The sequence below is a fragment of the Streptomyces sp. NPDC059454 genome, assembly GCF_042749965.1.
In the GTDB taxonomy this organism is placed as follows: Bacteria; Actinomycetota; Actinomycetes; order Streptomycetales; family Streptomycetaceae; genus Streptomyces.
Genome location: NZ_JBHYVC010000015.1, coordinates 1 through 12,784, shown reverse-complemented (window position 1 = coordinate 12,784; position 12,784 = coordinate 1). Strand labels below are relative to the sequence as shown.

The 12,784-nt window shown below is 73.5% G+C and carries 13 protein-coding genes; 10 read left to right on the top strand and 3 right to left on the bottom strand.

Features of this window, described 5'->3' with window-relative positions; all coding sequences use genetic code 11:
* Positions 1-4: 4 nt before the first annotated feature.
* A complete protein-coding gene (locus ACFXAE_RS13345) occupies positions 5-1,585 on the bottom strand; it encodes a glycerol-3-phosphate dehydrogenase/oxidase (RefSeq protein WP_384712658.1) in 1,581 nt (526 codons plus the stop codon).
* The gene (locus ACFXAE_RS13340; protein WP_384712655.1) at positions 1,582-2,190 is read right to left on the bottom strand and encodes a TetR/AcrR family transcriptional regulator; all 609 of its coding nucleotides are present in this window, start codon (positions 2,188-2,190) and stop codon (positions 1,582-1,584) included. The genes ACFXAE_RS13345 and ACFXAE_RS13340 overlap by 4 nt, the downstream gene beginning before the upstream one ends.
* A gap of 83 nt (positions 2,191-2,273) precedes the next feature.
* Here ACFXAE_RS13340 and ACFXAE_RS13335 point away from each other — a divergent pair, with 83 nt between their 5' ends.
* Together ACFXAE_RS13335 and ACFXAE_RS13330 are read left to right on the top strand one after the other, a co-directional pair.
* Positions 2,274-3,866, top strand: coding sequence for an FAD-binding oxidoreductase (locus ACFXAE_RS13335; protein WP_384712949.1), 1,593 nt, complete (start codon positions 2,274-2,276; stop codon positions 3,864-3,866).
* A 56-nt stretch (positions 3,867-3,922) separates the two neighbouring features.
* Positions 3,923-4,804: a YegS/Rv2252/BmrU family lipid kinase gene (locus ACFXAE_RS13330; RefSeq protein WP_384712652.1), complete on the top strand. Its 882-nt coding sequence runs from the start codon at positions 3,923-3,925 to the stop codon at positions 4,802-4,804.
* Between the two features lie 7 nt (positions 4,805-4,811).
* Here the strand turns inward: ACFXAE_RS13330 and ACFXAE_RS13325 are convergent, their stop codons facing one another.
* A complete protein-coding gene (locus tag ACFXAE_RS13325; protein ID WP_384712649.1) occupies positions 4,812-5,243 on the bottom strand; it encodes a hypothetical protein in 432 nt (143 codons plus the stop codon).
* Between the two features lie 87 nt (positions 5,244-5,330).
* Here ACFXAE_RS13325 and ACFXAE_RS13320 point away from each other — a divergent pair, with 87 nt between their 5' ends.
* The 8 genes from ACFXAE_RS13320 (at position 5,331) to ACFXAE_RS13285 (ending at position 11,949) form a co-directional block, all read left to right on the top strand.
* Positions 5,331-6,020, top strand: a complete 690-nt coding sequence (locus ACFXAE_RS13320) for a helix-turn-helix transcriptional regulator (protein ID WP_384712947.1) — start codon at positions 5,331-5,333, stop codon at positions 6,018-6,020.
* A gap of 22 nt (positions 6,021-6,042) precedes the next feature.
* Positions 6,043-6,588, top strand: a complete 546-nt coding sequence (locus tag ACFXAE_RS13315) for a DUF488 family protein (RefSeq protein WP_384712647.1) — start codon at positions 6,043-6,045, stop codon at positions 6,586-6,588.
* Positions 6,589-6,694: 106 nt separating this feature from the next.
* On the top strand, positions 6,695-7,132 hold the full coding sequence (locus tag ACFXAE_RS13310; protein WP_384712644.1) for a Fur family transcriptional regulator: 438 nt from the start codon (positions 6,695-6,697) through the stop codon (positions 7,130-7,132).
* 33 nt (positions 7,133-7,165) lie between these two features.
* Positions 7,166-9,397 (top strand): catalase/peroxidase HPI, encoded by a 2,232-nt coding sequence (gene katG / locus ACFXAE_RS13305; RefSeq protein ID WP_384712641.1) that lies wholly within the window; start codon positions 7,166-7,168, stop codon positions 9,395-9,397.
* Positions 9,398-9,527: 130 nt separating this feature from the next.
* A complete protein-coding gene (locus tag ACFXAE_RS13300; protein ID WP_384712638.1) occupies positions 9,528-9,758 on the top strand; it encodes a DUF2945 domain-containing protein in 231 nt (76 codons plus the stop codon).
* Complete coding sequence (locus ACFXAE_RS13295; protein ID WP_384712635.1) at positions 9,755-10,105, top strand: DUF3140 domain-containing protein; 351 nt, start codon at positions 9,755-9,757, stop codon at positions 10,103-10,105. The genes ACFXAE_RS13300 and ACFXAE_RS13295 overlap by 4 nt, the downstream gene beginning before the upstream one ends.
* A 233-nt stretch (positions 10,106-10,338) precedes the next feature.
* Entirely contained in the window at positions 10,339-11,304 is a 966-nt protein-coding gene (locus tag ACFXAE_RS13290; RefSeq protein ID WP_384712632.1) for a YihY/virulence factor BrkB family protein, read from the top strand.
* 147 nt (positions 11,305-11,451) lie between these two features.
* On the top strand, positions 11,452-11,949 hold the full coding sequence (locus ACFXAE_RS13285) for a hypothetical protein (RefSeq protein WP_384712629.1): 498 nt from the start codon (positions 11,452-11,454) through the stop codon (positions 11,947-11,949).
* Positions 11,950-12,784 lie beyond the last annotated feature (835 nt).

Genomic DNA, 12,784 nt, shown 5'->3' with positions numbered 1-12,784 from the left:
GTGCTCAACCCCCTTGTGACAAAGCCCCGTTCACGAGCGCGCGCACCGCGTCGAGTGCCGTGGCCCGGTCGGCGGGGACGAGTCCGATGCGGGTACGGCGGTCGAGCACGTCCTCCTCGTCGAGCGCTCCCTCGTGGCGCAGGGACCAGAGCAGCTCGGCGCCGGTGACCGGATACCCGGGCAGCACCGGCTCGCCCAGCCGGGGGTCCCGCGCGCCGAGCGCGTGCACGGCCGGGGCCTCGGTGCCGTAGAGCCGGACGAGGCGGCGCGGCGCGGGCAGTTCGGCGAGGACGCGCGGCGGCGCGGCGCCCACCAGGGGCAGGGACGCGGTGGGGGACGGGCCGGCCGGCAGGCCCCGGACGCGGACGGCGGTGTCGACGGCGTCCTCGGCCATCCGCCGGTAGGTGGTGAGCTTGCCGCCGACGACGGTGACGACGCCTTCGGACGAGATGAGCACCGCGTGCCGCCGTGAGAGGTCGGCGGTCCGCAGTGCCGTACCGGAGTGCGCCCCCGCGGTGTCCAGCAGCGGCCGCAGCCCGGCGAAGGCGCCGGCCACGTCGGCACGGCGGACCGGCGCGTCCAGGACGGAGCACAGGACGTCGAGGAGGAAGCCGATGTCCGTCTCGGGCGCCCGGGGGACGTCGGGGATGTCGCCGGCCACGGGTTCGTCGGTGAGGCCGACGTAGACCCGGCCGTCGTCCTGGGGCAGGACGAGGACGAAGCGGTCGCTCTCCCCGGGGATCGGGATGTGCAGGCCCGTGGTCAGGGGGCCGAGGCTCTCGGGGCGCAGGACGAGGTGGGTGCCCCGGGAGGGCCGTATCCGGACGCCGTCGACGAGGCCGCCCGCCCAGACACCGGACGCGTTGATCACCGCGCGGGCGCGGATCTCGCCCTCCTCGCCGGTGAGTTCGTCACGGACGCGGGCGCCCGTGGAGGTCAGCTCCAGGGCCCGGACCCGGGTCAGGATCCGCGCCCCGCGCCCCGCGGCCGTACGGGCGAGGGCGGTCACCAGACGGGCGTCGTCGGTGAGCCGGCCGTCCCAGGACAGCAGACCGCCGCGCAGACCGTCGCGCCGCAGCGCGGGGGCGAGGTGGAGGGTCTCCGTCGCGGAGAGCCGGCGCGGCGGGGGCAGGGTGGCCCGGGCCGTGCGGGCGGCCAGGCGCAGCGTGTCGCCGGCCCGGAACCCGGCCCGCGCCAGGGCGGCCTGACCGCGCGAGACCAGCGGGGTGAGGGGCAGCACGAACGGCTGGGCCCCCACGAGGTGGGGTGCGGTGCGCTCCATCAGCACCCCGCGTTCGACCGCGCTCTCACGGGCGACGCCCAGTCGTCCGGAGGCGAGATAGCGCAGCCCGCCGTGGATGAGCTTGCTGCTGAACCGGGACGTGCCGAAGGCCAGGTCGTGGGCGTCGACGGCGACCACGCCCAGCCCGCGCGCCGCGGCGTCCAGCGCCGCCCCGGCGCCCGTGGCGCCGAGACCGACGACCAGCACGTCGACGACGGGGCCGCCGACGGAATCGGCCAGCTCACGCACGCGCCGGCCGGCGGACAGGGACGAGGCGGAGGCGGGGCCACCGGGGGAGTTCATGGCGTGAGGGTCCTCTCCAGGATGCCGCGCAGCTCGCCGAGGAACGCCTCGGGGGCGAGCTCGGGGTCGTCCTCGTCGGTCATGGTCCGCAGGGACAGGGTGAAGGACTGCACGATCAGCAGCACCGACCGTGCCTGCCGTTCGGGGTGGGCGGCGCGCACCGAGCCGTCGGCGTGCCCCTCGCGCAGGGAGCCGGCCAGCAGTTCCAGCAGGGCTTCCTGGCTCGCCCCGCGACGGTCCAGCACGTAGGGGAGGAGCAGTTCGGGGTCCACGTCGAGGATCTTCCGGAAGAGCGGATGGGCGCCGAAGGCGCGGACCGCCGCCACCAGCCCTTCGGTGATCACCGCACGCGCGGGCACGCCCGGCCGGTGCTCGGGGAGCGCCCCGGTGGCGACCGCGACCCACTCCCGGGTCATCAGGTCGCCGACCAGCGTCCGCACGTCGGGCCACCGCCGGTACAGCGTCATCCGGGAGACCCCGGCGCGGCGGGCCACGTCGGTGAGCGTGGTGCGGCGGACCCCGACGGCCAGGACGCAGTCCCGCACCGCGTCGAGCACCGCGTCGTTGTCCGAACCGCCGGAACCGTTGTGACGAATAGGCGTCATGTGTCACAGTGTAACGCCATGGCGGCCGCCAGGCGACCTCGACGGCCCCGTTCATTCCCGACCGACCGATGAGGACGACAGTCATGGACATGCTGTGGAGCGGCTGGGGGGACCCGGCCGAGGCGACACCGCTGCCCGACACGGTGATCGGGCTGCTGCGCGATCTGCTCGGCGTCGAGCCGCGCGAGGCCGGCCCCCTCGCCCTCGAGGACCTGACCGTCCCCAAGAGCCCGCTGGCGCCGGCCGCGCACCGCGCCCTGGCCGCCGCTCTGGGCGACGAGGCCCACGTGCGCACCGACGCCGAGACCCGCGTCCGGCACACGCGCGGCAAGTCCACCCCCGACCTGCTGCGCATCCGCGAGGGCGACATCGCCGCCGTCCCGGCCGTCGTGCTCCTGCCCGGCGGTCACGACGAGGTGCTCGCCGTCCTGCGGGTGTGCGCCGAACACGGCCTGCCGCTGGTGCCGTTCGGCGGGGGCACCTCCGTCGTCGGCGGTCTCGCCCCCGAACGGCGCGGTGCCTTCGCCGCCCTCGACCTGCGGCGCATGGACGGCCTGCTCGGCCTCGACCCGGTCTCCCGCACCGCCACCCTGCAACCCGGCCTGCGTGCCCCGCGGGCGGAGGCGCTCCTCGCCGAACACGGCTTCACCCTCGGCCACTTCCCCCAGTCCTACGAGTGGGCCACCATCGGCGGCTTCGCCGCCACCCGCTCCAGCGGCCAGGCGTCCGCCGGATACGGCCGCTTCGACGAGATGGTGCTCTCCCTCACCCTCGCCACCCCCGAGGGCACCCTCGACACCGGCCGCGCCCCCCGCTCGGCCGCCGGACCCGACCTGCGCCAGCTGGTCCTCGGATCGGAGGGCGCGTTCGGCGTCATCACCTCCGTGACCGTGCGCGTCCGGCCCGTCCCGCGGACCCGCCGCTACGAAGGCTGGCACTTCCCCTCCTTCGAGGAGGGGACCACCGCCCTGCGCCGGCTCGCCCAGGACGGACCGCGGCCCACCGTGCTGCGCCTGTCCGACGAGACCGAGACGCTGATCGGCCTGGCGGACCTCGGCGCGATCGGCTCCGGAGCGCGGCAGGCCGCCGGCTGCACGGCCGTCGCCGGTTACGAGGGCACGGCCGAGGACACCGGGTACCGCAGGGAGCGCGCCGCGGCCGTCCTGCGCGAGTGCGGCGGCACACCGCTCGGCGAGGAGCCGGGCCGGCGCTGGGCACACGGCCGCTATTCGGCCCCGTACCTGCGCGACGCGCTCCTCGACGCCGGGGCCTTCGCGGAGACGCTGGAGACCGCGACGTTCTGGTCCCGCGTCCCCGCGCTGTACGCCTCCGTCCGCGACGCGCTCACCGCCACCCTCACCGGGGCCGGCACCCCGCCCCTGGTCATGTGCCACATCTCGCACGTCTACGAGAACGGCGCCTCGCTCTACTTCACCGTGGTCTGCGCCCGGGGCGAGGATCCCGTGGCGCACTGGACGCGTGCCAAGCACGCCGCGGGCGAGGCGATCCTCGCCGCCGGCGGCACGATCAGCCACCACCACGGGGTCGGCACCGACCACCGGGACTGGTACGTCCGCGAGGCGGGCCCGCTCGGCGTCGACGCCCTGCGTGCCGTGAAGCGGCGGCTGGACCCGGCGGGGCTGCTCAACCCCGGTGTCCTGCTGCCCGCCGACTGACCCGGAACCCCTGAACCGCTCGTCCCCATCCCGTCGGCCCGCCCGGAGGCACCCCGATGCGACAGTTCACCGCCGTCGTCAACCCCACCGCGGGCGCGGCCGACGGAGCGGCGGCCCTGCTCGCCCTGGCCCGGCACCTCCGCGAGGCGGGCGCCGATCTGCGGACCGAGTACAGCCGCAGCCTGGCCCACGCCCGGGAACTGGCCCGCGAGGCCGGGCGGCGGGGGCGGATCGTCCTCGCCGTCGGCGGGGACGGCATCGCGGGAGGTGTCGGCGGCGCCCTCAGCGGCACCGGCGCGACCCTCGGCATCGTCCCGGCCGGCCGCGGCAACGACTTCGCCCGCGCGCTGGGACTGCCCCGCGATCCGGCGGACCTGGCCCGCATCCTGCTCCACGCCGAGCCACGGCGGGTCGACACGATCGAGGTCACCTCGGCCGTCCACGACCGCACCGCCGTCCTCGGCAGCGTGTACGCCGGAGTGGACGCGCTGGCCAACCGCCACGCCAACCGGTCCCGGCTGCTGAAGGGCTCCGCGTCCTACTACGCGGGCGGCCTGCGGGCCGTCACGACCTGGCGGCCCGCCCGCTACCGTGTCACCGTCGACGGCGCCGAGCACCCGCACACCGGGTACACGGTGGTGGCCGCCAACTCCGGCTTCTACGGCTCCGGCCGCGCCATCGCCCCCGGCGCCCGCGTCGACGACGGCCTGCTGGACATCGTGATGATCGAGGAGGCGCCCCGGCGGCTGTTCTTCGCCCTGATGAACGAGCTCAGGACCGGCGCCCACGTGCGCCGGCCCCAGGTGCGGATCCTGCGGGGCGGCGAGATCCGCATCGAGGCCGACCGGGAGATCCCCTACGGCACCGACGGGGAGGTCGACGCCGTCCTCCCCGTCACGGTCAGGGTCCTGCCCGGAGCCCTGCGCGTCCTGCACTGACCGCCGGTCAGGACTCGGTGCCGTGGTAGCGCTGGGCCAGCCGGGCGAGCGCCACCGCGCCGAGCAGCAGTCCGAAGTCGCGCAGCGCGACGTCGTAGTAGCCGGACAGCGTGAGCAGATTGAAGATGATGCCCGCGAGCCAGCCGGCGACCAGCCAGCCCCCGAAGCGCGGCGCGATGCCCACGACGACACCGGCCACGATCTCGACCACCCCCACCGCGTACATCGCCGACTGCGCGCCGCCCGGGACGATGCCGTCGATCCACGGCGCGAGATAGGCGGGCCAGTCGACGAGGAGGTTCGCGAACTTGTCCAGACCGAACAGGACCGGCGCCACGGTGAAGCCGGTGCGCAGGATGACGTACGCCTGGTATCCGGGGTCGGTGAGCGCAGCCCGCCGAGGCGTGACCGATGTGCCGCTTGTGGTTGTGGAGGCCATGGCCTGCACCTTTCTTCTATCGACAACTCTCATTAATGATAGAAGCGCGGTTCCGTTCTTTAGTCAATGGCTGTTGCTTTTACACTGGTGTTCGTGGACGACACGGAAGAAGTACGCGACAAGGGCAGCGCGGCGATCTCCGCCATCGCCGCCCTCGACGAGCCCACCCGCCGGCGGCTCTACGACTACGTGGTGGGCCGGCGCCACCCGGTCGGCCGGGACGAGGCGGCCGAGGCCCTGGGGCTGGCCCGGCAGACCGCGGCCTTCCACCTGGACCGCCTGGCCGCGGAGAACCTGCTCGACGTGCTCCACGTCCGGCGCAGCGGACGCACCGGACCGGGCGCGGGCCGCCCGGCCAAGCTCTACCGCCGTTCGGCCGCGCAGATCGCCGTCAGCCTGCCGGACCGGCGCTACGAACTCGCCGGCCGGCTGCTCGCCCAGGCCGTGGAGGAATCCGCCGCCGGCGGGGAACCCGTGCGCGAGGTACTGCACCGCAGGGCGCGGGAACTGGGCGTACGACTGGGAACGGACGGCGACGGGACGGAGGTCTTCCGCCTACTGGAGCGGCACGGCTTCGAGCCGCGGCACGACGGCGAGTCCGTCGTCCTGGGCAACTGCCCCTTCCACGCACTGGCCCGCGCGCACGCGCGGACGGTGTGCGGCATGAACCTGCACCTGATGCGCGGAGTCCTCGAAGGACTCGGCGAAACGGGGCTCGAGGCCTGTCCGGCGCCGGAACCGGGCCGGTGCTGCGTCCGCCTGGAGCCCGCCGCCTGACCCCGGTACGAGGAGGCGCGCCATGACCCCGCGCGAGTTGTCGACCTTCGGCCACGGCACCGCCGGCCGGGACGCCCTGGCCCGGCTGCTGCGCGACGCGGGGATCGCCGCCGTCGTGGACGTCCGGATCGGCCCCGGCAGCCGCCGCGATCCCGACCTGGCGCGAGCACGGCTGGCCGAATGGCTGCCCGACGCGGGCATCGCCTACCGCTGGGAACGGGACCTGGGGGGCTTCCGCAAACCGCCGCCCGACTCGCCCGACACCGTCTGGCGCAACGACTCCTTCCGCGGCTACGCCGCCCATACCCGCACCCCCGAGTTCGGCGCCGCCATGGACGCCCTGCTGGAGCAGGTCGCCCGCGAGCCGACCGCGGTGATGTGCGGCGAATCCGTGTGGTGGCGGTGCCACCGGCGGCTCATCGCCGACTTCGCCCTCCTCGCCCGCCACGTGCCGGTACGTCACCTGATGCACGACGGGCGCCACACACGGCACAGCCCCACACCCGGCGCACGCCTGCGCGACGACGGACTGCTCGTCTACGACGACACCGCCGCCGCGTCGGCGTAGCCGGCGCCACGCAACCCGGGAGTCACCCGCAGTTACCGGACACGACCCAAGACTGGACTGGTTCGTTCTCTGGAATTATTCGTGTCTGGGCCTATAGGTTCGGCGCATGACCGCATCCCGGCCGTCGACCACCGCCGAGGAGCTCCGCGGTGCGGGCCTGCGCGCGACGGCCGCACGCGTCGCCCTCCTCGACACCGTCCGCCAGGGCGGCCACCTCGGAGTCGAGGCGATCGCCTCCGAAGTGCGCCGGCGTACAGGGCATGTCTCCCTGCAGGCGGTGTACGAGGCCCTCAACGCGCTCACCGAGGCAGGGCTGGTGCGGCGTATCGCACCGGCCGGCGGCCCCGCCCGCTACGGAGGGCGCGTCGGGGACAACCACCACCATCTGGTGTGCCGTTCCTGCGGTGTTGTCGCCGACGTCGACTGCGCGGTCGGTGAGGCGCCCTGTCTGACCGCGTCCGACGCCCAGGGCTTCGTGATCGACGAGGCCGAGGTCGTCTTCTGGGGCCTGTGCCCCGACTGTTCCACCTCCCGCAGTATCTGAACTGCGCGAAGATTTTCGCCCGGAAGGACTCCCATGACCGAGAACCATGACGCGATCGTCACCGACCCCAAGACGGAGGAGGCAGGTGGCTGCCCGGTCGCGCACGGGCGCGCCCCGCACCCCACCCAGGGCGGCGGAAACCACCGCTGGTGGCCCGAGCGCCTCAACCTGAAGATCCTCGCCAAGAACCCGGCCGTGGCGAACCCGCTCGGCGAGGACTTCGACTACGCCGAGGCGTTCGGGGCCCTGGACCTTCCGGCGGTGAAGCGGGACATCGCCGAGGTGCTGACCACCTCGCAGGACTGGTGGCCCGCCGACTTCGGCCACTACGGCCCGCTCATCGTCCGGATGGCCTGGCACAGCGCGGGCACCTACCGCATCAGCGACGGCCGCGGCGGCGCCGGGGCCGGCCAGCAGCGCTTCGCCCCGCTCAACAGCTGGCCGGACAACGCCAACCTCGACAAGGCCCGCCGCCTGCTGTGGCCGGTCAAGAAGAAGTACGGCAAGAGCCTGTCCTGGGCCGACCTGCTGATCCTCTCCGGCAACGTCGCCCTGGAGTCGATGGGCTTCACGACCTTCGGCTTCGCCGGCGGCCGCGCCGACGTCTGGGAGCCGGAGGAGGACGTCTACTGGGGCCCCGAGTCCACCTGGCTCGGCGACGAGCGCTACACCGGCGACCGCGAGCTGGAGAACCCGCTCGGCGCCGTCCAGATGGGCCTCATCTACGTCAACCCCGAGGGCCCGGGCGGCAACCCGGACCCGATCGCCTCGGCCCGCGACATCCGCGAGACGTTCCGCCGCATGGCGATGAACGACGAGGAGACCGTCGCCCTGATCGCGGGCGGCCACACCTTCGGCAAGACCCACGGCGCGGGCCCGGCCGACCACGTCGGCGCCGACCCGGAGGCCGCCGGATTCGAGGAGCAGGGCCTGGGCTGGAAGAGCACCTTCGGCACCGGCAAGGGCGGTGACACGATCACCAGCGGTCTCGAGGTGACGTGGACCAACACCCCGACGACCTGGGACAACAGCTTCTTCGAGATCCTCTTCGGCTATGAGTGGGAGCTGTTCAAGAGCCCCGCCGGCGCCCATCAGTGGCGGCCGAAGGACGGCGCGGGGGCGGGCACCGTGCCCGACGCCCACGATCCGTCGAAGAGCCACCAGCCGACGATGCTGACCACCGACCTCGCGCTCCGCTTCGACCCCGTCTACGGCCCGATCTCCCGGCGCTTCCTGGAGAACCCGGACGAGTTCGCGGACGCCTTCGCCCGCGCCTGGTTCAAGCTCACCCACCGCGACATGGGCCCCAGGTCGCTGTACCTCGGCCCGGAGGTGCCCGCCGAGACCCTGCTGTGGCAGGACCCGCTGCCGGAGCGCACGTACGACCTGATCGACGCCGCGGACGCCGCCGCTCTCAAGGAGCGGATCCTCGCCTCGGGCCTGTCGGTGTCCGAGCTGGTGTCGACGGCGTGGGCGTCGGCCTCGTCCTTCCGCGGCAGCGACAAGCGCGGCGGCGCCAACGGCGCGCGCGTCCGCCTGGAGCCGCAGCGCGGCTGGGAGGCCAACGACCCCGACCGGCTGGCGACGGTGCTGCGCACCCTGGAGGGCGTCCAGGAGTCCTTCAACGCCGCGCAGTCCGGCGGCAAGCAGGTCTCGCTCGCCGACCTGATCGTGCTGGCCGGTGCCGCGGGCGTCGAGAAGGCCGCCAAGGACGCCGGCTTCGACATCGAGGTCCCGTTCACGCCGGGCCGCGTGGACGCCTCGCAGGAGCAGACGGACACGGAGTCGTTCGCCGCGCTCGAACCGACCGCCGACGGTTTCCGCAACTACCTGGGCAAGGGCAACCGCCTGCCCGCCGAGTTCCTGCTGCTGGACAGGGCCAACCTGCTGACGCTGAGCGCCCCCGAGATGACCGTCCTCGTCGGCGGCCTGCGGGTCCTGGGCGCGAACCACCAGCAGTCCCCGCTCGGCGTGTTCACCACGGCCCCCGGCACCCTGACCAACGACTTCTTCGTCAACCTGCTCGACCTGGGCACGACGTGGAAGTCGACGTCCGGGGACCAGGCCGTGTTCGAGGGCCGCGACGCGGCCACCGGCGAGGTCAGGTGGACCGGTACCCGTGCCGACCTCGTGTTCGGATCGAACTCCGAGCTGCGCGCGCTCGCGGAGGTCTACGCGAGCGACGACGCCAAGGAGAAGTTCGTGAAGGACTTCGTCAAGGCGTGGGACAAGGTCATGAACCTCGACCGGTTCGACCTCGTCTGATCCCTTCGTCCCGCCGATCCGGGCCGGCCCTCCGGGGCCGGCCCGGACGTGTGCCGCCTTTGAGATGCGTGCGGGCCGCCGTGCCACCAGGGTGGAAGCGAGCCGACCGCCACCGAAGGAGGCGCTGGACATGAGCAAGGGCACCGGCCGCGGCAAGGATCTCGACAAGGGCGACGAGGTCGCCTGGAGCAGCCACGGCAGCGAGACGACGGGCAAGGTCGAGAAGAAGATCACCGGGCGTACCGAGGCGGCCGGGCGCACGGTCGCCGCCTCGGAGGAGGAACCGCAGTACGAGGTGCGCAGCGAGAAGTCGGGCAAGCCGGCGGTCCACAAGCCCTCCGCGCTGAAGAAGAAGGAGTGAGCGCCGTGGAACCGGACCGCAAGGACGAGACCTGGGACGCGTTCCGCGAGCTGGTCAACATGAAGCCGGCCGACCTCGAGAAGTGGCTGGAAACCGACGAGTCCCGCAGCGCGGGGCAGCACGGGGACGGCGGCGAGTCGACCGGGCACGCGTCCGGCCGCCGCATCGCCGGCATCCTCCGCGCCGGCAGGAAGGACCTCTCCGACGACGACTACGAGCACATGCGCAAGGTCGTCGGCTACATCCGCCGCCACCTCGCCCAGCGCCCGTCCGGCGACGTACACGACACCCGCTGGCGCCATTCGCTGATGAACTGGGGACACGACCCGCTCGGCGACGGCTCCTGACACCACCACCGGCGGGCCTCCCGGGGAACCCCGGGAGGCCCGCACCCGCGCGACACCCGTCCCGGTGGGGCCGGCCGGTGAGCACAACCACCGTGTTCCGTCGCCGTGTTGCCCTCACCGCACTCGTCACGACGACCACCACCGCGGGCAGCGGCAGCGCCGCAGGTGTGACATCGGGGAAACGGGCCATCAATGAGTGGAGCAGAGCCACTCGACGCGAGGAGTGTCCGCGTATGGGAACCGTCGTCCACGTCCCGCAGACCCGGGACATGATCGGAGAGGAACTCTCCGGAGACGAGGCGTTCGCCGCGCTGCGGCACTACGGGGGCCTGCGGCTGCTGACCGACTCCTTCGCCCGCTTCCGCTACGCGGACGGCTTCTCCAACGCGAGGGCGCTCGCCTTTCAAGTCGTCCTCGGCCTGGTGCCGTTCACCGTGGCGCTGGTCGGCCTGGCGACCTCCGTGCACACCGAGAGCGTGAGCCGGGTCATCGAACTCACCCTCGGCCGGATCGTGCCCGGCGCCAGTGCCGACATCGTCGAGGACGCCTTCGAGGGGACCCGGCACAGCGCCCACGACGGCTTCGGCAGCGCGCTGGCGCTCTGGCTCGGCCTGGGCTTCGCCCTGCTGAACCTCGCCTCGGCCATGGCCCAGATCGAGCGGGGCGCCAACCGCATCTACGGGATCGAACGCGACCGCCCCTTCCTCCGCAAGTACGGCCGGGCCGTCCTCCTCGCGCTCACCGCGGGCCTGTCGCTGGTCCTCGGGTTCGTCGTGCTCGTCGCCGGCGACGCGGTGAGCGACGCGGTGGTCCGGGTGGCCGGGGGATCCGGCGGCGGCGCGGGGTGGTGGACCGTGCTGGAGCTGCCGGTGGGACTGGCGCTGGCGTGGATCGCCTCGGCGGTGATTTTCCGCTGGTCGCCCCGGCGTGCCCAGCCCGGCTACACCTGGCTGGCCTTCGGCTCGGCCGTGCATCTGCTGCTGTGGGTCGCGGCGACGTGGCTGCTCGCCCTGTACGTCGAGGGCAGCGGGGCGTTCGGCGCCCTGTACGGGCCGCTCACCGCCTTCATCGCGCTGCTGCTGTGGGCCTACCTCACCGCCGTCGCCCTTTTGCTCGGCATCGCCTTCGCGGCCCAGCTCGAAGCGGCGCGCGCCGGCATCGACGCGGCGGTCCGCCCGGATCCGGGACCGGGCGTCTGACCGGCCGGGGTGAATATGCCGCCGGGAACCGGGCGTGGCGTCTGCGCGTTGTCGGTGCGAGGTTGCACAATGATCGGAAAAGGAGATCAACTCCGGCGCCGCGCTGGGTAGACGGTCTCGTATCCCGGCTCCGGAAAGGTTCTGCTGATGCTCGCCACCGTCGACCGTCCGAACACCCTGGTCGCCCTGCCGACCGCGCGCCGCCGACCGGATCACCGTCGTGGCGGACCGATAACGACCGAGTTCCCGGCCGCCCCCTCCCGGCCGCGCACCCCGGCCGTCCCTTCCCGGCCGCGCGTCCCGGCCGACACCACCCGCACCGACGTGCTGCGCATCATCTCCGACCCGCGTACTCCCACGTACGTCACCGAGTACGCCAACGGCCGCCGCAGGTACAGCTACTGGCGCCCGCTCGACTCGGCCAACGGCACGGGGGGCTGTTACGCCGCCCTGCCCACCGCCGAATGCGACGCGTTGCACGCGGCCGGGCGGATCACCCTCGGCGATCCCGTCGTGGACCCCAACCGCACGACGTACCGCGTCCGCCCCGCCGCCCGCGCCCAGCCGGCTGCACGTCCCGAACCGGCCCCCCGCGCCCGGCCCGAGCCGGTGCGCCCGGCACGGGAACGCGCCCGCGTGGCCTGACCGGGGCCGGGGCGGGGCGACGGCGCCGCGGCTCGGCCGTGCCGCAGGCGTGCGTCCGTGACCGGATCCGTGTCCTGCCGCGGGTCGGGGCGACAGCACGGTCGCAAGGCGAGTGAAAGTTTCGCTCGCGACGCCCTGGACGGACGGGGTGTTCTGCGGCGAGGTCTTCGGCATCGGGGCAGATCGCGCGCGGCTTCCGGCTTTCGGTAGAAGTTCGAAAGAGTCAATCTCGAGCGGGCGTGTCGGTGTTATTGTCATGTCCCTGAAAGTATTTCCAGTCCGGGAGTGCTCCCATCCCCTCGGGGGTACCGATGCGCTCCCCCCGACACCGGACCTGGGCCTGGGCGGCCGCGGTCCTCGCGGTGGCCGTGAGCCCGGCCGTCGCCGCTCTCCTTCCGCAGCCGGGTACCGCCGAGACCCTTGTTCCCGCGGCGGCGGAACCCGGTGCCGAGGACGACGGTGCCGACTGCGCGACCCGGCCGGTGCGGCGCACGCCGCGGCAGCACATCCAGAATTTCCTGCTGAAGTCTGGCAGTTCCTCGGGGATGTTCAGGATCTCCCCGGCCAGGTTCGGTGACCTCTCCGCTTGGCGGGACTGGCAGACCCCGGACCTCGCCGACGGCGGCTCGAGCGGAGGCGGCACCGGCGGCGACACGGGAGGGGAGGAGACAACGGCGGTGACACGGGCGGTGGCCCCGGCACACCGGGCGACGCCTGAACCGTCACCGCCCGGCTTCCGCGCCCCGGGGCGCGGGAGCCCGGCGGCCCGGGGGACCCCCCCGCAGGCCGTGGTCGCCCCGTCTCTTATAAAAAAAAAACAGCCCACCAGACACAA